The 21,554-nt window shown below is 71.2% G+C and carries 15 protein-coding genes; 10 read left to right on the top strand and 5 right to left on the bottom strand.

Translation table 11 applies throughout. The features are described from left to right. The first annotated feature begins 146 nt into the window (after positions 1–146). Positions 147–839 carry an LGFP repeat-containing protein gene (locus GQQ93_RS04140; protein ID WP_170296117.1) on the top strand — a complete coding sequence of 231 codons (693 nt, stop codon included), beginning with the start codon at positions 147–149 and terminating at the stop codon, positions 837–839. A 35-nt stretch (positions 840–874) separates the two neighbouring features. Then, entirely contained in the window at positions 875–3,421 is a 2,547-nt protein-coding gene (locus tag GQQ93_RS04145; protein WP_376862950.1) for a DEAD/DEAH box helicase, read from the top strand. Between the two features lie 34 nt (positions 3,422–3,455). Here the strand turns inward: GQQ93_RS04145 and GQQ93_RS04150 are convergent, their stop codons facing one another. After that, positions 3,456–4,352 carry an EamA family transporter gene (locus GQQ93_RS04150; RefSeq protein ID WP_157422976.1) on the bottom strand — a complete coding sequence of 299 codons (897 nt, stop codon included), beginning with the start codon at positions 4,350–4,352 and terminating at the stop codon, positions 3,456–3,458. Positions 4,353–4,598: 246 nt separating this feature from the next. Between GQQ93_RS04150 and GQQ93_RS04155 the strand changes: the two genes are divergently transcribed. Both GQQ93_RS04155 and recQ read left to right on the top strand, forming a co-directional pair. After that, positions 4,599–8,876 carry an ExeM/NucH family extracellular endonuclease gene (locus tag GQQ93_RS04155; RefSeq protein WP_170296118.1) on the top strand — a complete coding sequence of 1,426 codons (4,278 nt, stop codon included), beginning with the start codon at positions 4,599–4,601 and terminating at the stop codon, positions 8,874–8,876. Between the two features lie 96 nt (positions 8,877–8,972). Then, positions 8,973–11,024 carry a DNA helicase RecQ gene (recQ, locus tag GQQ93_RS04160; RefSeq protein ID WP_157422978.1) on the top strand — a complete coding sequence of 684 codons (2,052 nt, stop codon included), beginning with the start codon at positions 8,973–8,975 and terminating at the stop codon, positions 11,022–11,024. Positions 11,025–11,040: 16 nt separating this feature from the next. Here recQ and GQQ93_RS04165 read toward each other — a convergent pair whose 3' ends face one another. Further along, positions 11,041–12,333 carry a TetR/AcrR family transcriptional regulator gene (locus GQQ93_RS04165; RefSeq protein WP_157422979.1) on the bottom strand — a complete coding sequence of 431 codons (1,293 nt, stop codon included), beginning with the start codon at positions 12,331–12,333 and terminating at the stop codon, positions 11,041–11,043. Positions 12,334–12,457: 124 nt separating this feature from the next. On the opposite strand from GQQ93_RS04165, the gene GQQ93_RS04170 reads away from it, so the two are divergent. The 6 genes from GQQ93_RS04170 to GQQ93_RS04195 all read left to right on the top strand — a co-directional run bounded on the left by GQQ93_RS04170 (position 12,458) and on the right by GQQ93_RS04195 (position 19,855). Beyond that, positions 12,458–13,264 carry a histidine phosphatase family protein gene (locus GQQ93_RS04170; protein WP_170296119.1) on the top strand — a complete coding sequence of 269 codons (807 nt, stop codon included), beginning with the start codon at positions 12,458–12,460 and terminating at the stop codon, positions 13,262–13,264. Positions 13,265–13,387: 123 nt separating this feature from the next. After that, entirely contained in the window at positions 13,388–15,226 is a 1,839-nt protein-coding gene (locus GQQ93_RS04175) for a glycoside hydrolase family 3 protein (protein WP_157422981.1), read from the top strand. Between the two features lie 104 nt (positions 15,227–15,330). Next, positions 15,331–15,726: a DUF7144 family membrane protein gene (locus tag GQQ93_RS04180; RefSeq protein WP_157422982.1), complete on the top strand. Its 396-nt coding sequence runs from the start codon at positions 15,331–15,333 to the stop codon at positions 15,724–15,726. A 245-nt stretch (positions 15,727–15,971) separates the two neighbouring features. Continuing rightward, positions 15,972–18,089, top strand: coding sequence for an acyl-CoA dehydrogenase family protein (locus GQQ93_RS04185; protein WP_157422983.1), 2,118 nt, complete (start codon positions 15,972–15,974; stop codon positions 18,087–18,089). Positions 18,090–18,238: 149 nt separating this feature from the next. Then, a complete protein-coding gene (locus GQQ93_RS04190; protein WP_157422984.1) occupies positions 18,239–18,982 on the top strand; it encodes an alpha/beta hydrolase in 744 nt (247 codons plus the stop codon). A 102-nt stretch (positions 18,983–19,084) separates the two neighbouring features. Next, positions 19,085–19,855 carry a TetR/AcrR family transcriptional regulator gene (locus GQQ93_RS04195; protein ID WP_157422985.1) on the top strand — a complete coding sequence of 257 codons (771 nt, stop codon included), beginning with the start codon at positions 19,085–19,087 and terminating at the stop codon, positions 19,853–19,855. A gap of 9 nt (positions 19,856–19,864) precedes the next feature. On the opposite strand, the gene GQQ93_RS04200 is transcribed toward GQQ93_RS04195, so the two are convergent. The 3 genes from GQQ93_RS04200 to GQQ93_RS04210 form a co-directional block, all read right to left on the bottom strand. Then, on the bottom strand, positions 19,865–20,038 hold the full coding sequence (locus tag GQQ93_RS04200; RefSeq protein ID WP_157422986.1) for an HPP family protein: 174 nt from the start codon (positions 20,036–20,038) through the stop codon (positions 19,865–19,867). A 38-nt stretch (positions 20,039–20,076) separates the two neighbouring features. Continuing rightward, on the bottom strand, positions 20,077–20,418 hold the full coding sequence (locus GQQ93_RS04205; protein WP_157422987.1) for an SHOCT domain-containing protein: 342 nt from the start codon (positions 20,416–20,418) through the stop codon (positions 20,077–20,079). Between the two features lie 74 nt (positions 20,419–20,492). Continuing rightward, on the bottom strand, positions 20,493–21,503 hold the full coding sequence (locus tag GQQ93_RS04210) for a malate dehydrogenase (protein ID WP_157422988.1): 1,011 nt from the start codon (positions 21,501–21,503) through the stop codon (positions 20,493–20,495). Positions 21,504–21,554: the final 51 nt, after the last annotated feature.

The raw sequence follows: 21,554 nt of genomic DNA on the forward strand, positions 1-21,554 counted from the left end.
AGGGGGAACTGTCAGCACGGACCCTCGGTGATCTCAGGCCGGCCAGCGCCTCGTTCCCGAACACGAGGTGCGGGCCGGCTTTCCCTGTTCCACCGGGGCACGATCCCGGTTCGCGCACGATGCTCGAGCGAACGAGAGGATCGGCCATGGCCGAATGGATGACGGCGCCCGTGCGGGCCGAGCGGGTCGCGGGCGACGGCGAGCACCGGCCCGCCGATCTCTTCCTGATCGCGGTCGCCGCGATCGGTGCGAAGCGCGCCGAGCACGACTGGCTCGGCGAGCCGCGGGGCCCCCACGAACGGCTCGGCGACGGTCAGCAGTACCTGCGCCGCTTCGACGGTGGCGCGGTGTGCTGGTCGAGTCGCACGGGCGCGCACGAGGTGCACGGGCCCGTCGCCGACCGGTGGGAGGCCCTCGGCGCCGAGACCTCGATCCTGGGCTTCCCGATCACCGATTCCGCGCCGGTCGCGAGGCCCGACGGCACGCCCCGCCCCGGCGGGCACGCCCACTTCGAGGGCGGCTCGGTCTACTGGAGCCCCGAGCACGGCGCTCGCGTGGTCCGGGGCATGGTGCGCGACATCTGGGCGCTCCTCGGGTGGGAGCGCGGGGCGCTCGGCATGCCCGTGGGCGACACCGAGGTCGGCGACGAAGGGCTGATGTCGGCGCGCTTCGAGCGCGGCCGCATCGCCTGGTCGTCGGCCGCGGGCCCGCTGGTGGAGATCTCGGGCGCCGAGGCATCCTCGACCCCGCTCGGGGCGCACGGCGAGACGGGCGCGCTCGACCCGGCGAGCGAGCGCCTGCTCGAACGACTGACCCCGGGCTTCGCACCGCGCGACTGACCGGTGCGCGCCCGTGCGCGTGACAGACTCGACGGGTGACCCAGCCCCTGCTCGACCGTGCCCCGCGCCCGTACGACGCCGATGCGATGTACGACGCCTTCGTCGAGTGGGCCGACGATCGGGGCTTCGGGCTCTACCCCGCGCAGGACGAGGCGGTCATCGAGATCGTCTCGGGCGCGAACGTCATCCTCTCGACGCCGACCGGCACCGGCAAGTCGCTCGTCGCCGTCGCGGCGCACGCGACGTGCGTCGCGCGCGGCGGTCGCTCGTACTACACGGCGCCGATCAAGGCGCTCGTGAGCGAGAAGTTCTTCCAGCTGGTCGAGATCTTCGGGGCGGCGAACGTCGGCATGGTCACGGGTGACAGCTCGGTGAACTCCGACGCGCCGATCATCTGCTGCACGGCCGAGATCCTCGCGAACCTCGCGCTGCGGCACGGCGCCGACGCCGAGGTCGACCAGGTCGTGATGGACGAGTTCCACTTCTACGGCGACCCCGACCGCGGCTGGGCCTGGCAGGTGCCGCTCATCACGCTGCCGCGCGTGCAGTTCGTGCTGATGTCTGCGACGCTCGGCGACGTCGACGCGATCGCCGACGACCTCTCCCGTCGCACCGGACGTCCGACGGCCCAGGTCACGGGCGTCGAGCGGCCGGTGCCGCTGCACTACTCGTACGCGAAGACCCCCGTGCAGGAGACCGTCGAGGAGCTGCTCGAGACCCGGCAGGCGCCGGTCTACATCGTGCACTTCTCGCAGGCGGCCGCGATGGAGCGCGCGCAGGCGCTCTCCTCGATCCGCGTCGTCACGCGCGAGCAGCGCGACGAGATCGCCGAGGCGATCGGCGGGTTCCGCTTCACGACGGCGTTCGGCAAGACCCTCTCGCGTCTCGTGCGGGCGGGCATCGGCGTGCACCACGCCGGGATGCTTCCCCGCTACCGCCGGCTCGTCGAGACCCTCGCGCAGCGCGGGCTCCTCAGGGTCATCTGCGGCACCGATACCCTCGGCGTCGGCATCAACGTGCCGATCCGCTCGGTGCTCATCACCGCGCTGTCGAAGTTCGACGGTCAGCGGATGCGGCAGCTCAGCGCCCGCGAGTTCCACCAGATCGCCGGGCGGGCCGGCCGCGCCGGCTACGACACCGCCGGCACGGTGATCGTGCTCGCGCCCGACCACGAGATCGAGAACGAGACGGCCGTACGCAAGGCCGGCGACGACCCGAAGAAGCTCAAGAAGGTCGTGCGCAAGAAGGCGCCGGCCGGCTTCGTGACGTGGAGCGAGGTCTCGTTCGACCGGCTCATCGTGGCCGTGCCCGAGGCCCTCACCCCGCACCTGAAGCTCACCGCGGCGATGCTCATCAACGTGATCGCGCGGGGCGGCGACGTCGTCGGAGACATCCGTGCGCTCGTGTTCGACAACCACGAGTCGCGGGCGCGACGCTTCGAGCTCGCCCGGCGGGCGCTCGAGATCCTGCGCACCCTCCGCGACGCCGAGGTCGTCGTGATCGCACCGGCCGCGGATACCGAGGCGCACCCGCTCGGCGTCGAGCTGCACCTCACCGTCGACCTCCAGCCGAACTTCGCGCTCAACCAGCCGCTCTCGCCCTTCGCGCTCGCGGCGATCGAACTCCTCGACCCCGACGCGGCGCCCGGAACCGGCATCGCGACGGGCCACTACGCGCTCGACGTCGTCTCGGTCATCGAGTCGACGCTCGACGACCCGCGGCCGATCCTCTCGCAGCAGCAGTACAAGGCCCGCGGCGAGGCCGTCGCCGCCATGAAGCAGGACGGCGTCGAGTACGAGCAGCGTATGGAGGCGCTCGAGGAGGTCACCTGGCCGAAGCCGCTCGACGAGCTGCTGCACCAGGCGTTCGAGACCTTCGCGTCGAGCCAGCCGTGGGTGCGCGACTTCGCGCTCTCGCCCAAGTCGGTCGTGCGCGACATGTTCGAGCGCAGCATGTCGTTCGGGGAATACGTCTCGTACTACCAGCTCGCGCGCAGCGAGGGCCTCGTGCTGCGCTACCTCTCCGACGCGTTCCGCGCCGTGCGCCAGACGGTGCCCGACGACGCGAAGGACGAGGAGCTGCTCGACGTCATCGAGTGGCTCGGCGAGCTCGTGCGCCAGGTCGACTCCAGCCTCGTCGACGAGTGGGCCGAGCTCATCGATCCGTCGGCGCACCTCCCCGAGGACGAGCAGGCCGTCGTGCCGCCCGCGCCGCCGTCGGTCGTCACGAATCGCCGCGCCTTCACCGTGCTCGTGCGCAACGAGTTGTTCCGACGGGTGCAGCTCGCCGCCCTCGAACGCGACGAGGAGCTCGCAGAGCTCGACCCCGAGGTCGACTGGCCCGGCGCGCTCGACCGCTACTACGACGAGCACGACGAGATCGGCACCGGACCCGCGGCGCGCTCGCCGCGGCTGGTCGCGATCGACGAGTCGGATGCCTCGAGCGGAATCTGGCGCGTCGAGCAGACGATCGACGACCCGGCCGGCGACCACGACTGGCGCATCCGCGCCGAGGTCGACCTCGAGGCCTCGGCCGAGGAGGGCGTCGCCGTCGTGAAGGTGACCGGGGTCGTCCGGCTCTGAGCCGGTTCGCCCGGGCGAACCGGCGCGACACCGGTCAGGCGACCGCGAGCATGGCCGCCGAGGCCAGGGCGAGCACCAGGCCGGCCCACTGCACCGGCGCGATGCGCTCCTTCAGCACGATCGCAGCGAGCAGGATCGTGCCGGCCGGGTACATCGCGCCGAGCACGGCGGCGATCGCCAGCTCGCCGGCGCGGATGCCGAACAGGATCAGGGCGTTCGCGGCCGCGTTGACGAGCCCGCCGACGGCGGCGAGGCGGATGCCCCGTGCCCGGTCCCGAGCGGCGGGGGCGGCGTCCGGCGACTCGTCGGCGCGCGGCATCCTCGACCGCTTCGCGCGGGCGCGGAGCGCGAGCCCGCCGACCACGGCGAACATGACGACCGCGGTGACCGCGGAGTTGACCGCGAGGGGCGCGAGGCCGCTCTCGTCCGAGGTCCGGTCGATGAGGATGTAGAACGCGCCGATCGCGGTGCCCGACCCGACGCCCATGACGATGCCGGTGAGGCTCGGCCGGACGGCGCCGCGTTCGGGCACGAAGCCGACGAGCACGACCGCGACGAGCGCCAGGCCGAGCGCCCAGGGCGCGAGCGGGCCGAGCCGGGCCCCCGTCGCGAGGCCCCAGAGCATCGGCACGATCGCCGAGACGACCGCGGTGAGCGGCGAGAGGATCGACATGGGGCCGATGGCGAGACAGGCGTAGAGGAGTCCGATCGCGGCGGCGCCGACGACTCCTGCCGCGGCGCCCCACCAGAGGTCGGCGGCGGTCCACTCGCCGCCCGACAGCGGCGTCACGACGGCGAGGCCCACGAAGCCGGCGACGGCGGCGACCGCGGTGGCGAGCACGGCGCCGACCCGTTTCGCGGCGAGCCCGCCGAGGAAGTCCGCCGCCCCGAACACGAGCGCTCCGGTGAGCGAGAGGACGGCGGTGAGCATGGTGCTGTTCAGCGTATCGGGCGCCGTCGGAGGACAGGGACCGCTCATCCGTGCGGATCCCGACGACCCAACTGCTCATCTGAGCAAGCGGTGTGAACTCCGCGTGAAATCAGGGCGAGCGGGTGGTGCGAATCCCTTGGCAGCGGCTCAGGGCGGTCATATGCTACGGAGCAATCGTCCCGCCGCCGGCGCGCTCGCTTCAGCGTCGAATCCGAGGTGGGGTGTGGTCGTTCGATGAGGAGAGTCATGCAACGTCTCACCAGAAACTGCCTGTCCGCGGTGGCCCTCGCCGCTGCGGGCACGCTCGTCGCCGGGTTCCTCGGCGCCGCGCCCGCGGTCGCCGCGGTCGACGGCTCGGGCGTCGTGATCAACGAGGTCTACGCGCGCGGAGGCAGCGCGAACCAGCCGTTCCAGAACAAGTTCGTCGAGCTCTACAACCCGACCAACGCCGACGTCTCCCTCGCGGGCTGGTCGATCCAGTACCGCTCGGCCACGAGCACCGGCGCCTCGAGCGGCGTCGGTGCGTTGAGCGGCACGATCAAGTCGGGCGGCTACTACCTCATCGGCCTCAACAGCAACGGCGGAACCGGGGCCGCCCTGCCCACCGCCGACGCGAGCTTCTCGATCGCGCCGAGCGGCACGAACGGCTCGCTCTTCCTCGCCAAGGTGCCGGGTGCGATCAACCCGGGCACCGGCTCGATCGTGGGCAACGCGCAGGTCGCCGACTACGTGGGCTACGGCACCTCGGTGAACTTCGAGACCGCGGCCGCCGCGTACCCGGGCGCCAACGACGTGCCCGGCAGCATCGTGCGCTCCGGCTTCAAGGACACCGACGACAACTCGAAGGACTTCGGCTTCGCGTCGACGCCGACGCCGCAGAACTCGGGCAGCCCCGGCGGACCGGTCCTGCCCGTCGCGAGGACCATCGCGCAGATCCAGGGCACGGCAGCGGCATCGAGCCCGCTCGCCGGCCAGGCGGTCGTCACCGAGGGCGTCGTGACCGCCGACCACCGCGTGGGCGGCTACGACGGCATCTACATCCAGACGCCCGGCCCCGACACCACGCCCAACGCCTCCGATGGCGTGTTCGTCTACCTCCACGGCGAGAACCCGGCCGTCGCGATCGGCGACAAGGTGCGGGTCACCGGCGTCGTCGAGGAGTTCAACGGCCAGACGCAGGTCAAGCCCGAGAAGGCGGAGAACGTCGAACTCGTGCAGGCCGGCGTCGGCGTGCCCGCGGTGACCCAGCTGCCCGCGACGGCGGTCGGCAACACGGCTCGTGAGGCCTTCGAGGGCATGCTCGTCGCACCGAGCGGCACCTACAAGGTCGTCTCGAGCCACAACCTCAACCGCTTCGGCGAGCTCTGGCTGAACGCCGGTGCTGCCCTGCCGGTCAAGTCGACCGAGACGCAGGCGCCGGCATCGGCGGGCGCCAACGCGATCGCCGCGGCCAACAAGGCGAGCCGCATCCTGCTCGACGACGGCTACAGCATCGCCGTGCGCAACTCGAACGGCACCGACAACCCGGCGCACCCCGGCGACCAGCCGTACTTCACGAAGGGCACCGTCGTGCGCAACGGCGACGTCGTGAAGTTCCCGACCGGCGGGTACGTGCTGGGATGGGGCTTCAACGAGTGGCGCCTGCAGCCGACGCAGCCGATCAACGACGCGAGCCCGGCTTCGGCGAAGCCGACGTTCACGCCCACCAACCTGCGGCCGACTGCGGCTCCCGCCGTCGGCGGTGACATCACGGTCGCCGCGTTCAACGTGCTGAACTACTTCACGACGCTCACGTCCGAGAACCCCGAGGCGCGCGGTGCCGACACCGCCGAGGAGTTCGCGGTGCAGAAGGCGAAGATCGTGAAGGCGATCAACGGACTCGATGCCGACGTCGTCGCCCTGCAGGAGATCGAGAACTCGGTCGCGCTCGGCGAGAAGCCCGACGAGGCGCTCGCCGACCTCGTCGCGGGCCTCAACGCCGCGGCGGGCGCCGGTACGTGGAAGTACGTGAAGACGCCCGAATCGCTGCACGACCCCGCGATCACCGACGTCATCACGAACGCGATCATCTACAAGCCCGCCTCGGTGAAGCCGAGCGGCGAGGCGCAGACGATCATCGACGAGACCGTGTGGGACATCGCGCGCGAGCCGATCGCCCAGACCTTCAAGCACGGCAAGCAGTTCGTGACCGTGATCGCGAACCACTTCAAGTCGAAGAGCGGCACCGACCCGTCGCCGCAGCCCGGCCAGGACGCCTTCAACGACGAGCGCACGGCGCAGGCCGAGTCGCTGCTGGACTTCGCGAACGAGCTCTCCGAAGGCCGCAAGAACGCGATCTACCTCGTCGGCGACTTCAACTCGTATGCCAAGGAGGACCCGATCAAGGTCTTCACCGACGCGGGCTGGAGCGACCTCGTCTTCAGCAAGGCGCGCGGCCAGTACACCTACACCTTCGACGGCGAGCTCGGCTCGCTCGACCACGTCATCGCGTCGCCCGCGGCGACCAGCCGCGTCACGAAGACCGCGGTCTGGTCGATCAACTCGCCCGAGTGGGCGGGCCGCGAGTACTGGGGTCCCGCTGCCGAGACGGTCGCAGAGGCCACGCCGTTCCGTTCGAGCGACCACGACCCGATCCTCGTCGGTGTCGGTTCCGAGAGCGTGCCCGGCAAAGTCGACATCGACCTCGTCACGGTCAACGACTTCCACGGCCGCATCGAGCAGTCGGCCCCGGCGGGCGGCATCGCGGCGCTCTCCAGTGCCGTGAAGCAGATCCGCGCGGGCAACCCGAACACGGTGTTCGCCGCAGCGGGCGACATGATCGGGGCGTCGACCTTCACGTCGTTCATCCAGCAGGACGAGCCGACCATCGAGGCCCTCAACGCCGCCGGTCTGGACGTGAGCTCGGTCGGCAACCACGAGTTCGACCAGGGCTTCGCCGACCTCACCGACCGAGTGATGCCGATGGCCGACTGGGAGTACCTCGGCGCCAACATCCGAGACAAGGAGACCGGAGACGCGGCACTGCCCGAGTACTACACCGAGACCTTCGATGGGGTGACGATCGGCTTCGTCGGTGCGGTCACCGATGAGCTGACGTCGCTCGTGAGCCCGGCGGGCATCGCCGACATCACGGTGGAGGACCCGACGGAGGCGATCAACCGAGTCGCCGACCAGCTGAGCGACGGCAAGCGAGGGAACGGCGAGGCCGACATCATCGTGGCGCTCGTGCACGAGGGCGCGGCGACGACCGCCAAGTCGTCGGCGGTCGACGCGGAATCGCGCTTCGGCAATATCGTGCTCGGCGTCGACGCGAACGTCGATGCGATCGTCTCGGGTCACACCCACCTCGCGTACAACCACGTGGTCACCACTGCCGACTCGGCGCTGTTCGATCACGCCCCGATGCCCGTCATCTCGAGCGGCCAGTACGGCGAGCGGTACAGCAAGATGGACATCCAGTACGACCGCAAGACGAAGTCGTTCACCATGAAGAACGAGATCTTCAGCCTCATGGACGGCACGACGGCGCTCTTCCCCGACGACCCCGCGGTGAAGCCCATCGTCGACGACGCGGTCGAGGTCGCGAACGAGCTCGGCAGCGTCGAGCTCGGCAAGGCCGACGGTGCCTTCGGCCGTGCGGTCGCCTCCGACCCGGCGGGTGCATCGTCGTTCCCCGAGAACCGTGGCGGTGAGTCGACGCTCGGCAACCTGGTCGCCGACGCGCAGCTGTGGTCGCTGAACGAGGACGGCAGCCGTGAGGTCGACATCGCCTTCATGAACCCGGGCGGTCTTCGCGCCGACCTGGCATCGGGTCCGGTCACCTACCGCCAGGCCGCCAACGTGCAGCCCTTCGCGAACACGCTCGTGACGCTCGACCTCACCGGTGCGCAGATCAAGCAGGTCCTCGAGGAGCAGTGGCAGCCGACGGGCTCGTCGCGTCCGTTCCTGAAGCTCGGCGTCAACAAGGAGTTCACCTACACCTACGATCCGTCGGCTCCGGCCGGCTCGCACATCACCGAGATGCGCTTGAACGGCGAGGCGATCCTCCCCGATACGGTCTACCTGGTCGGTGCGAACTCGTTCCTCGCTGCAGGTGGAGACAACTTCTTCACCCTCGGCGCGGGCGCGAACAAGGCCGACTCGGGCAAGATCGACCTCGAGTCGATGGTCGACTACTTCGAGGCCGCGCCCGAGCACACCATCACGCCCGACACCGCTCAGCGCGCGGTCGGCGTCCATGTCGACGGCGACGGCACCTACGCGCCGGGCGAATCGGTCACCGTGCAGCTGTCGTCGCTCGACTTCAGCCGCACCGAGCCGGCCGCGGGCACCGTCGTCGTCTCGTTCGGCGGAACGCAGCTCACGACGGCCGCGGTGAACCGGGCGTACACGCCGACGGTCGACGAGATCGGCAAGGCGACCGTGACCTTCACGGTGCCGGCGGGCCTCAGCGGCGTGCAGCGCTTCGACATCGCGGTGCCCTCGACGGGTACGGCGAGCTCGTTCACGCTGAACATCGGCTGAGCCCGAGTACTCCTCCACGGTGGGGCGAGCGGATCGAGTCCGCTCGCCCCACCGGCGTCTCCGGGCCGGGTCGGCGGTGCTCAGTAGACTCGACGGGTGAGCTGGAACGCCGAACCCGATCGGGCCGAAGAGGCCGCGTGGAACCTCGACGAACTCGCTCCGCCGCCCGACCACGACTGGGCGGCCCCGCCTCCCCCCGACGACTACGTCGGCGGGCCGGTCGATTGGGGTACCCCGACCGACCGCGCCACGTCGGGCTCCTCGGCGGAGCCGCCTCGCACCGCGGCATCCGGCCTGCAGCGTGCGGCGACCGCCGCACCCGCCCGCTTCGCGAGCGCCCACGAGGCGCTGCACACCGTCTTCGGCTACGACGCGTTCCGCGGCGAGCAGGCCGAGATCATCGAGCAGGTGGCCTCGGGCGGCGATGCGGTCGTGCTCATGCCGACGGGTGGCGGCAAGAGCCTCTGCTACCAGATCCCCGCGTTGCTCCGCGAGGGCACCGGCGTGGTCGTGTCGCCGCTCATCGCCCTCATGCACGACCAGGTCGACGCGCTCGTGCGCAACGGCGTTCGCGCCGCCTACCTCAACTCGAGCCAGCTGGCGGGTGAGCGTGCGGCCGTCGAGCGCGCCTTCCTCGACGGCGAGCTCGACCTGCTCTACATCGCCCCCGAACGCCTGAACACCGAGGGCGCCAAGCATCTGCTCGCCCGCGGCACCGTGTCGCTGTTCGCGATCGACGAGGCGCATTGCGTGGCGCAGTGGGGTCACGACTTCCGCCCCGACTACCTCGCACTCGCCGAACTCGCCGAGCGCTGGCCCGAGGTGCCGCGCATCGCCCTCACGGCGACCGCGACCGAGGCGACGCATCGCGAGATCACCGAGCGGCTCTCGCTCGGCGGGGCGAAGCACTTCGTCTCGAGCTTCGACCGGCCGAACATCCAGTACCGCATCGCGCCGAAGCTCGAGGTGCGCCGCCAGTTGCTCGACTTCGTGCGCAGCGAGGGCGTCGACGCCGAGGGCCGGCCGGTGCCGGGCATCGTGTACGCGCTGAGCCGGGCGACCACCGAGAAGATCGCCGCCTTCCTCGCCGCGAACGGCGTCAACGCGCTGCCGTACCACGCCGGGCTCGACCCCGAGCTGCGCCGCTCGACGCAAGACCGCTTCCTCCGCGAAGACGGGGTGGTGGTCGTGGCGACGATCGCCTTCGGCATGGGCATCGACAAGCCCGATGTGCGATTCGTCGCCCACGTCGACCTGCCGAAGTCGGTCGAGGGGTACTACCAGGAGACGGGGCGCGCGGGCCGCGACGGCGCCCCCGCGACGGCGTGGCTCGCCTACGGCCTGCAAGACGTCGTGCAGCAGCGACGCATGATCGACGACAGCCCGGGCGATCTCGCGCATCGACGCCGACTGTCGGCGCACCTCGACGCGATGCTCGCGCTCTGCGAGACCGTGCAGTGCCGCAGGCAGAACCTGCTCGCCTACTTCGGCGAGGCGAGCGAACCCTGCGGCAACTGCGACACCTGTCTCGAGCCGCCCGCCTCATGGGACGGCACGGTTCCCGCCCAGAAGCTCATGTCGACGATCGTCCGCCTGCAGCGCGAGCGGCGCCAGAAGTTCGGGGCCGGCCACCTCATCGACATCCTGCGGGGCAAAGAGACGCCGCGGGTGCGCCAGTACGGCCACGACTCGCTCTCGACGTGGGGGCTCGGCGCCGACCTCAGCGATCAGCAGTGGCGCGGCGTCGTGCGCCAGCTGCTCGCCCAGGGCCTCCTCGCCACGCACGGCGAGTACGGCACGCTCACCATCACCGACGCCGCCGGCGAGGTGCTCTCGGGGCGACGCAGCGTGATGCTGCGCACCGAGGTCGAGCGCGCACCGCGCTCGCGGGGCGCCAAGGCCGCTCCGGCGGCAGCCGATCTCGAGCCCGCCCAGGCCGAGTTGTTCGAGCAGCTCCGCGCGTGGCGCGCGGGGGAGGCGCGCGAGCAGGGGGTGCCCGCCTACATCGTGTTCGGCGACGCCACCCTGCGGGCGGTCGCCGTCGCGAAGCCGGCGAGTCTCGGCGAGCTCGACGGCATCACGGGCATCGGCGCCAAGAAGCTCGAGGCCTACGGCGAGGCCCTGCTCGCGGTGGTCGCCGCGGCCTGAGCCGCCAGACCCCGAGTCAGCGCGCCTCGGCGCCCCTCGAAGGGTCGAGAGCCGCGGGGCCGGGGTCGAACCCCGGCACCACGAGTTCTCGGAAGTACGCACGGAGGTGCGCTCCGACATCGATCGAGTGATCGTACGACCACTGGATCTGGAGCCCGTCCCACACCGCGGGCAGCCAGGCGGATTCGTGAGCCGGGTCGCGATCGTCACGCAGGGTGCCTTCGTCGCGCATTCGGCGGAGGAGACTCAGGAAGTAGCGTCGGCTCTCTCGGAATCGGCGCGCGAAGTAGTCGTGCGCCGGATGCCCCGGGGTCGCCCCCTCGCAGGAGAGCACCGCGTACAGCTCGATCAGTCCTGGCTCGTCGCGGGCCGTGCGGTCGGCCGCGTCGGCGAGGGCGAACAGGTGCTCGGCCGCCGTCGCGGCTCCGGGCGGCTCGGGCGTGATCGTGCGCCGGTCGCGCAGGCGCAGCACCGCGGTGAGCAGTTCGTCCTTCGTTCCGATGTGGTGCACGAGCGTCGATTTCGAGATGCCGGCACGCTCGGCGAGCTCGCGCAGGCTCGTGCCGTGGTACCCGTCGCGGGCGAACAGCTCGATCGCGCTCGCCGCGATGCTCGCGCGGCGCTCGCGGCCGAGCCGGCCTGCCGGCTCCTCCTCGACGACCACCGTCGGCGGGATGGGCTCGGCCGGTGCGGAGCGTTCGACCGGGTCGACGGGCGGCGGGTCGCCGAGGAGGCGCCGCTCGTGCCGTTCGAGGTGGGTGACGAGATCGAGGGCGGGAGCGTAGCGCTGCTGCAGCTGGAGGCCGTCCCAGGCCGCGATGAGGAGCGTCGCCTCGGTGGCCGGAACGAGGTCGCCGCCGAGCGGCAGCGCCGCGAGCTGCTCGGTGACGGAGGCGCGCACCCGCGCGTAGCGCTCGCGCAGGTGCTCGTGGGCCGGGTGGGTCGTGCTGGTTGCCTCGCCGGCGAGCGCCGTGTACAGCTCGAGGTAGCCCGGTGTGCGGGTGTTGCGCTCGGCGAGTGCCGCCATGCCGAGGGTGCTGGGCGCGGGCTCGACCGCGTCGATCCAGTCGGTGTTCGCGCGGTCGAGGCGTTCGACCACGGCGCCGAGCAGCGCATCCTTCGAGGCGAAGTGGCGGAGCAGTCCCGGGTGGGTGACCCCGGCGAGCCCCGCCACGTCGCGCAGCGACACCGCGGCGATGCCGTCGCGAACGAAGGCGGCGGTCGCGGCGTCGAGGATTCGCGTACGGGTCTCTGCGGATCGCGCCTGCCGGGTCGGTGCGGCGGCGCCGCCGAATCCGGCCGTGCTCATCGGGTCATCCTCATCGTTCTCGAGGCTACCGCCGCGGTTGATCGAAATTTTGTTACCAAGCGGTCGAAACTCCGCTAGGCTCCCTGCAATCGCACCCCCACCTGATCTGAAAGGTCACCGGACAATGTCGTCTCGTCGTTTCATCCGCCTCGCCGCGGCCGGCACCGTCGCCGTCGCCCTCTGCTCGCTCGCCGCGATGTCGGCGCAGGCGGTCGAACCCGTCGCCAAGAAGCCCAAGGCCCAGCCCGTCACGATCTACCTCACCCGCCACGGCGAGACCATGCTCAACGCGCTCGAGCGCGTGCAGGGCTGGTCGGACTCGCCGCTCACCGACGAAGGGCGCGAGGTCGCCGAGCACCTCGGCGCCGGGCTCGCCGAAGCCGGTATCGACTTCGATGCCGCCTATTCGGCCGACATGGTGCGCCATTGGGAGACGGTGTCGCTCGCGCTCGACGAGGTCGGCTACCGCGGCGAGGCCGTGCGCGACGAGCGCCTGCGCGAGATCTCCTTCGGCAAGTACGAGGGTGGCGACGGCTTGGAGATGTGGAACGAGATCGCCGTCGAACTCGGCTACGCCCACGTCGGCGAACTCTTCGCGGACCCCGAGTTCGACATGGGCACGGCGCTCGACGCGATGGCGCGGCTGAACGAGGGCTCGGGTCTCAAGGCCGAGACCTCGGACGAGGTCGCCGACCGGGCGCTCGCGGCGCTCGAGGAGATCGCGGCCGGGCAGTCGAAGAAGGGCGGCGACGTGCTCGTCGTCTCGAGCGGCATCACGATCATGGCGGCGCTCGAGGCGCTCGGTGCCGACCTCAGCGAGGTCACTGCGGGCATCGAGAACGGTGCGGTGTCGGAGCTCGTCTACCGGGGTGGCGAGTGGACGGTGCGCACCGTCAACGACCTGAGCTATGTCGAGGCCGGCTCCGACTGAGTCGTCCGAGAGCCCACTGGGAATCGACCGAGCGGCATTCAATACCGAATGCTGCTCGGTTTATGATCGAGGGGTGCCGCCACCGCGGCGGCACCCCAGCCCCAAGCATGAAGGAGTGCCGGCATGACCGATCTGCAGAACCGGGATGCCGCGGCATCCGTCGACGACACCGCCCCCATCGACGCGCGCTACCGCGATGTGAGCCTGCCGATCGCCGAGCGCGTCGAGATCCTGCTCGCCCAGATGACCCTCGAGGAGAAGGCCGGCCTGTTCTTCCAGACGGTCATCGGGATAGGCCCCGACGGCACACTCGCCGAGGAGGCGGGCGTCGCCGGCGGCGGGTCCACCGACGGGTTCGTCAACGGGCTCAAGATGAACCACTTCAACATCCACCAGGCACCGACAGACCCCGGAACCTTCGCCGAGTGGCACAACCGGCTGCAAGAGCTCGCGGCCCAGACCCGTCTCGGCATCCCGGTGACGATCTCGAGCGACCCGCGCAACTCGTACAGCGACAACCCGCTCGCCGCGCTGTTCGCCGGCACCTTCTCGGTGTGGCCCGAGCCGATGGGCCTCGCGGCGATCGGCGACGAGGCGACCGTCGAGCGCTTCGCCGACATCGCCCGCCAGGAGTACACGGCCGTCGGCATCCGCGTCGCGCTGCACCCGCAGATCGACCTCGCGACCGAGCCGCGCTGGTCGCGGGCCCTGCAGACCTTCGGCGAGGACGTCGAGCTCGCATCGCGGCTCGGCGCCGCCTACATCCGCGGCTTCCAGGGCGAGACCCTCGGCCACGACTCGGTCGCGACGATGACGAAGCACTTCCCGGGCGGTGGACCGCAGCAGGACGGCGAGGACCCGCACTTCGCGCACGGCCGCGAGCAGGTCTACCCCGGCGGCGAGTTCGAACTGCACCTGAAGCCCTTCGAGGCGGCGTTCGAGGCCGGCACGAGCCAGATCATGCCCTACTACGGCATGCCCGTCGGCACCGAGTTCGAGGAGGTCGGCTTCGGCTTCAACAAGTCGGTCGTCACGGGCCTGCTGCGCGAGCGCTACGGCTTCGACGGCATCGTCTGCACCGACTGGGGCCTCATCACCGACGACGCGATCATGGGCGAGCCGTTCCCGGCGCGTGCGTGGGGCGTCGAACACCTGAGCCCGCGCGAGCGGGTGAAGAAGGTCATCGACGCCGGCTGCGACCAGTTCGGCGGCGAGGCGTGCCCCGAGCTCCTCATCGAGCTCGTGCGCGACGGCGAGATCACCGAAGATCGAGTGGATGCCTCGGCGAGGCGCCTGCTCCGCGAGAAGTTCGTGCTCGGGCTCTTCGATCACCGCTTCGTCGACGTCGAACGGGCGAAGCGCGTCGTCGGCTCCGCCGAGTTCGTCGCCGCGGGCGAGGCGGCGCAGCGCGCGGCGATCACCCTGCTGGTCAACCGCGAACGTTCGGATGCCTCCGGCGCTGCCGCGCCGACCCTGCCGCTCGCTCGTGGGCTGAAGCTCTACGTGGAGGGCGTCGCACCCGAGGTCGCGGGCGAGTATGGCGAGGTCGTGGCGAGCCCGGCCGAGGCCGATGTCGCGATCCTGCGTCTCGCCGCGCCGTTCGAGGAGCGCCCCACCTTCTTCGAGAACTTCTTCCACTCGGGTTCGCTCGACTTCCCGGCCGAGCGCCTCGCGCACGTCCGCGAGGTCGCCGCGGCCGTGCCGACCGTCGTCGACGTGTTCCTCGACCGCCCGGCGATCCTCAGCCCGATCGTCGACGAGCTCGCGGCGCTGACCGGCAACTGGGGCGCGAGCGACCGGGCGCTGCTCGACGTGCTGACCGGGGCCGCAGCGCCCAAGGGCCGCCTGCCGTTCGACCTCCCGCGCAGCATGGCCGCCGTCGAGGCGAGCCGGCCCGACGTGCCGTTCGACACGGCCGACCCGCTCTTCCCCCACGGGTTCGGGCTCAGCTACGAGGCCTGACCCTCCGCCCCGCGCACCGTCGCCCCGGCCGGCTCCGATGACCGGACTCGCCGAGATCGACGGTTCGCGGGGCTTTTCGGCCGGCCGGGGGATAGCATCGCGGCATGGCTGGGAATCGACCCTTCGGTGTCACGCTCGTCGCCGTGCTCACCTGGATCTCGGGGCTGCTCGACATCATCGGCGGCAGTCTCCTGCTCTTCCAGACGAGCGTCGCCTCGACCGTCGAGATGTTCGGAGGGGCGAGCCAGCTCATCACCTCCGCCATCATCTCCATCCTCATCGGAGCGATCGTGATGGTCGTCGGCGTCGGGCTCCTGCGCGGCAGCAGCGGGGCGCGCCTCGTCATCACGATCGTCCAGATCCTCTCGATCGGGGCGTCGGTCTACCTCGCGATCACCTACCCGCCGAACGCGATCGGCGAGTACTTCAGCGCGGCGATCTCGCTGATCGTGATCGCGCTCCTCTGGACGGGCCGGGCCCGCGACTTCTTCGGCAGCTAGCCGCAGGCCCAGCCGCAGCCCGCCCAGCCGCAGCTCGCGCCGTCGACGTCAGCCAGTCGGTCTTGTGGATGCCCCAACGCTCGCTCCCCTCCTCTTTGTAGAGGGTGCACAGCCCGATCCGAGCGGCCTCCGCTCTCGTTTGTCGGGACCGAACGCACTGTTTCGGGCGGGCAGGGCACCGTCCTACCGTGGAAGAGGGCGCGCACCGGCCGCGCCCGGACCGCAGACGAAGGACGAGACCGACGATGGTTGACACGGCACCCCGCACCTCGAAGCAGAGCCCCGCGCCGGCGCGCGCCGCCGCCCCGACCCCGCAGGCCCCCGCGAAGACGGCCGGCGCCGAGGCATCCGCGCCCCGCATCGACGTCGCGTCGCTCGGCCGCCAGCTCCTCGGGACCTGGCCCGACATCCGAATGGCGGCGCGCGAGCGCGCCGCGATGCCCGAGCTGCAGCGCATCGAGGGCCAGCCGATGGCCGAGCACCGCGAGCGCGTGCTCGGGCAGTTGAAGATCCTCGTCGAGCAGGGCGCAGTGCACCGGGCGTTCCCGAAGTCGCTCGGCGGCCAGGAGGACCACGGTGGCAACATCGCCGCCTTCGAGGAGCTCGTCATCGCCGACCCGAGCCTGCAGATCAAGTCGGGCGTGCAGTGGGGCCTCTTCGGCGCCGCGGTGCTGCACCTCGGCACGAAGCCCCACCACGACAAGTGGCTGCCCGCGATCATGTCGCTCGAGGTGCCCGGCGCGTTCGCGATGACCGAGATCGGCCACGGGTCCGACGTCGCCGCCATCGCGACGACCGCGACGTACGACGAGGCCACCCAGGAGTTCGTCATCCACACGCCGTTCCGCGCGGCGTGGAAGGAGTACCTCGGCAACGCCGGCCTCCACGGCAAGCACGCGACCGTCTTCGCCCAGCTCATCACCAAGGGCGTGAACCACGGCGTGCACTGCTTCTACGTGCCGATCCGCGATGACGAGGGCGAGTTCCTGCCGGGCGTCGGCGGTGAGGACGACGGCCTCAAGGGCGGGCTCAACGGCATCGACAACGGCCGGCTGCACTTCACGAACGTGCGCGTCCCGCGCGAGAACCTGCTCAACCGCTACGGCGACGTCGCGGCCGACGGCACCTACTCGTCGCCGATCGAGAGCCCCGGACGCCGCTTCTTCACGATGCTCGGCACCCTCGTGCAGGGGCGGGTCTCGCTCGACGGCGCCGCGACCGTCGCGAGCGCGATGGGCCTCACGATCGCCATCACCTACGGCAACCAGCGCCGCCAGTTCAACGCGTCGAGCGACACCGACGAAGAGGTGCTGCTCGACTACCAGCGCCACCAGCGCCGCCTGCTGCCGCGCCTCGCCACGACGTACGCGCAGGTCTTCGCGCACGACGAGTTCCTCGTGAAGTTCGACGCCGTGTTCAGCGGCGAGGCCGACACCGACGACGACCGCCAGGACCTCGAGACGATCGCGGCCGCGCTGAAGCCGCTCTCGACCTGGCACGCGCTCGACACCCTGCAGGAGGCCCGCGAGGCCTGCGGCGGCGCCGGCTTCATCGCCGAGAATCGTCTCGTCGGCCTCCGCCAGGACCTCGACATCTACGTGACGTTCGAGGGCGACAACAACGTGCTGCTCCAGCTCGTGGCGAAGCGCCTGCTGACCGACTTCTCGAAGCAGTTCAAGGACGCCGACGCCGGCGCGATGGCCCGCTACGTGGTCTCGCAGACCGCCGAGCGCGCGTATCACGGCACCGGCCTTCGCCGCCTCGCCCAGACCATCGCCGACTTCGGTTCGACCGCCCGCTCGGTGAGCGAGCTCCGCGACGAGAAGTCGCAGCGCGAGCTGCTCACCGACCGCGTCGAGACGATGATCGCGGAGATCGCCGGTCGCCTGCGCGACGCGCGCAAGCTGCCGAAGGCCGACGCCGCGGCCGCGTTCAACCGCAATCAGAACGAGCTCATCGAGGCCGCGCGCGCCCACGGCGAACTGCTGCAGTGGGAGGCGTTCACGCGCGGTCTCGCGAAGGTCTCCGACCCCGACACCAAGCAGGTGCTGACCTGGGTGCGCGACCTCTTCGGTCTCGGCCTGATCGAGAAGCACGCCGCCTGGTACCTGATGAACGGGCGCCTCTCGCCGCAGCGCGCGCAGTCGGTGACGGCGTACATCGACCGGCTGATCGAGCGCCTGCGGCCGCACGCGCAGGACCTCGTCGACGCATTCGGCTTCGCGCCCGAGCACCTGCGCGCGACGATCGCGACCGGCATCGAGCAGGAGCGGCAGGACGAAGCGCGCGCGTACTTCGACGAGCAGCGCCGTGCGGGCACGCTGCCCGTGCCCGAGAAGGCGAAGTCGAAGAAGAAGAAGTAGCCGCGGCCGCAGGGCCGGCGCACGGGGCCGGGGCATTCGAATCGAGGATGCCCCGGCCCCGTGTCGTTCACGAGGGCACACCGCTCATTCCCGACGTCGGTGCCGCGCCGACCGCGCCGACCGCGTCCCTCCGGCGGCAGACTGGACGCATGACGCGTTTCGTCCGGATCCTCATCGCCGTCGCCGCGGTGATCGCCCTGCTCGTCATCGTGTTCCTGGCCTACGCCCACACGGTGATGCAGGGCGAGCGGCCCGAGGCGCTCGAGGCCTGGCGCGACGACGCCGTCGAGATCACCTCGGCCGAGGCCGGCATCGTGATCGAGCCCGTCGAGGGAGCCACCGGTGAGGGGCTCGTGTTCATACCGGGTGCGAAGGTCGACCCGTACGCCTACCTGTACAAGCTCTCCGGGGTGGCCGAGGCATCCGGTCTGACCGTCGTCATCACGAAGCCGACGCTGAACCTCGCGTTCTTCGATCAGCGCCCCCTGTCGACGTTCACGGCGCTCGCGCCGGGCGTCGACGACTGGTACGTCGGCGGGCACTCGCTCGGCGGGGTGCGCGCCTGCCAGATCGCCGCCGACGGTGCCGGCGGTACGAGCGGCGAGCCGGTCGCCGGTCTCGTGCTGTTCGGCTCGTATTGCGCGAACGACCTCTCGGGCTCGGGGCTCGCGGTGCTCAGCATCTCGGGCGAGCACGACGGGCTCTCGACGCCCGAGAAGATCGCGGAGGCGGCGCACCTGCTGCCGTCCGACGCCGAGTCCGTCGTGCTCGAGGGGGCGAACCACGCCGATTTCGGCGACTACGGAGTGCAGCCCGGCGACGGCGTCTCCACGCGCGACGACGCGGAAGTGCGGCAGGAGATCGCGGAGGCCGTCGCCCGGTTCGTCGGCTGAGCCCGTCGTGACTCGACGTTCGGCACCGGTCGTCGGGGCGACTCGGACGGTCGGTTCCGGTATGAACGGCGTGACCCGTACGGAGATTGTAGGCTGGCCCGCATGGCCGCTGACACGACCGGGCTCGACGAGCCCGACCTGACGCTCCGACTGCTCTGGCGCGAGCGGCTCGGCCGCCCTGTGGGCAGCCGCGGTCCGAAGCAGAGTTCGAGCATCGACGAGGTGCTCGACGCGGCCATCCGGCTCGCCGATGACGAGGGGATCGAGGCGCTCTCGATGCGCCGCGTCGCCGACCGGCTCGGGCTCAAGCCGATGTCGGTCTACACCTACGTGCCCGGCCGCGCCGAGCTCATCGACCTCATGGTCGACCACGTCGCGGGCGAGGCGCCGCTGCCGCGTCCGCGCGGCTCCCTGCGCGACCGGCTCGCGCTGATCGCCAGGCTCCAGTGGGACGAGTACCTGCGTCACCCCTGGCTGCTCGAGATCGACACCAGCCGCCCTCCGCTCGGCCCCCACATCTCGGACCACTGGGAATGGTGCCTGCGTACGCTCGACGGCTTCGGCCTCGATGACGTCGACCTCGATCGCGTGCTCACGATGCTGCTCGGCTTCGTCGCCGGCCCCGCGCGGTCGCACCTCGACGCCGAGCGGCTGCAGCGCAGTTCGGCCGAGACCGACGACGACTGGTGGGCGCGCAACGCGCCGCTGCTCGACCGCATCATGGACCCCGAGCGCTACCCCGTCTCAGGCAGGGTCGGCCAGGCGGCCGGTGCCGTCGTGAGCGCGCCGAACGACGCGTTCGAGTTCGGGCTCGCCCGCCTCATCGACGGCATCGAGGCCTACGTGCGGTCGGGGCTGCGCGAGTCGGCGTAGCGAGGCGGCTCACTCGGCGGGCGGGCGCATCAGCAGGCCAGCGACCGCGCCGACGACCGCGCCGGCGGCGAGCCAGAGCCAGAACCCCGTCCAGAGGCTGACGCCCACGCCGACCAGCAGGCCGACGATGAGGCCGACGATGAGCTGCTTGCGACGGGCTGCGGGCGAGGGGGATTCGGCCATGCCCCCAGTCTAGGAGGCCGGCCGCCGCCGCTCGGCGGTCACCGGCCGGAGAGCAGCTCGGTGCGTGCGGCGGCGCGCTCCTCGCTCGTGATGACCCCGCGCGTGGCGAGGTCGTCGAGTTCGGCGAGCCGCTGCTCGAGCGTCTGCTTCGGCGCGAGCAGCTCGCTGTCGAGCGCACGGGTCGCGAGGTCGGTCTGCAGGGTGAACGGGTCGTGCCCGGCCGAGCGGGCCTTGTTGTAGTTGCGGATCGCCAGCACGATCGACACGACGATTCCGCCGGCGACGATCAGGCAGGCGAGCACGAAGACCGTGCCGAAGGCGCCGGAGGCGGCCACGAACGGGTCGGGGGCGACGGGGGAGGGCAGGAAGGGTTCGTCCACGGGGATCCTGACGTGAGCGCTCGGATGGGTGGGCTCAGCATAGGGGCCGTCGACGGACGGAGGGAAGGGTCTCGTCAGATGAGCCCGAGCGCGCGCACCGCCGCGCGCTCCTCCTCGAGTTCGGCGACGGATGCCGCGATGCGGCCGCGTGCGAACTCATCGACGTCGAGGCCCGGCACGATGCGCCACGCGCCGTCGACCGACTCGACCGGGAAGGAGGAGATCAGCCCCTCGGGAACGCCGTACGAGCCGTCGGAGACGACCGCCGCGCTCGTCCACCCGTCAGGGGTGCCGAGCACCCAGTCGTGCAGGTGGTCGATCGTCGCCGAAGCGGCCGACGCCACCGACGACGAGCCGCGCACCTCGATGATCTCGGCGCCGCGCTTGGCGACACGCGGGATGAACTCCTCGACGAGCCACGCGCGGTAGCCGTCGGCGCCGAGGCGCGCCGTGAGCAGTGCCGACACCGAGTCGCCCGCCGCCGTGGCATGGGCGAGGTCGGGGAACTGGGTGGCCGAGTGGTTGCCCCAGATCGTCACGCCGCGGAGTTCGCCGACGCGTGAGCCGACGGTCGCGGCGAGCTGGCCGAGTGCCCGGTTGTGGTCGAGGCGGGTGAGCGCGGTGAAGCGCTCGGCCGGGACATCCGGAGCGTTCGATGCGGCGATGAGCGCGTTCGTGTTCGCCGGATTGCCGACGACGACGACCCTGATGTCGTCGGCGGCGCCCGCGTTGATGGCCGCGCCCTGCGGGCCGAAGATGCCGCCGTTCGCGGCGAGCAGGTCGCCGCGCTCCATGCCGGCCGCACGCGGCCGAGCTCCGACGAGCAGCGCGACGTTCGCGCCGTCGAAGGCCGGGTTCGGGTCGTCGAACACCTCGACGCCGTGCAGGAGCGGGAAGGCGGAGTCCTGCAGCTCGAGCGCCGCGCCCTCGGCCGCCCGCACCCCCTGCGGGATCTCGAGCAGGTTCAGCCGCACCGGGGTGTCGGGTCCGAGCATCGCCCCGGAGGCGATGCGGAACAGGAGTGCGTACCCGATCTGGCCGCCCGCGCCCGTGAGCGTGACGGTGACCGGCTTCTTCGCTGCCATGGTTCGAGCCTAGCCGCGACCGCGGGGTGCCCTGCGGCGCGGCGCCGGGAT

Source organism: Agromyces lapidis (genome assembly GCF_009749405.1).
Taxonomy (GTDB): Bacteria; Actinomycetota; Actinomycetes; order Actinomycetales; family Microbacteriaceae; genus Agromyces; species Agromyces lapidis.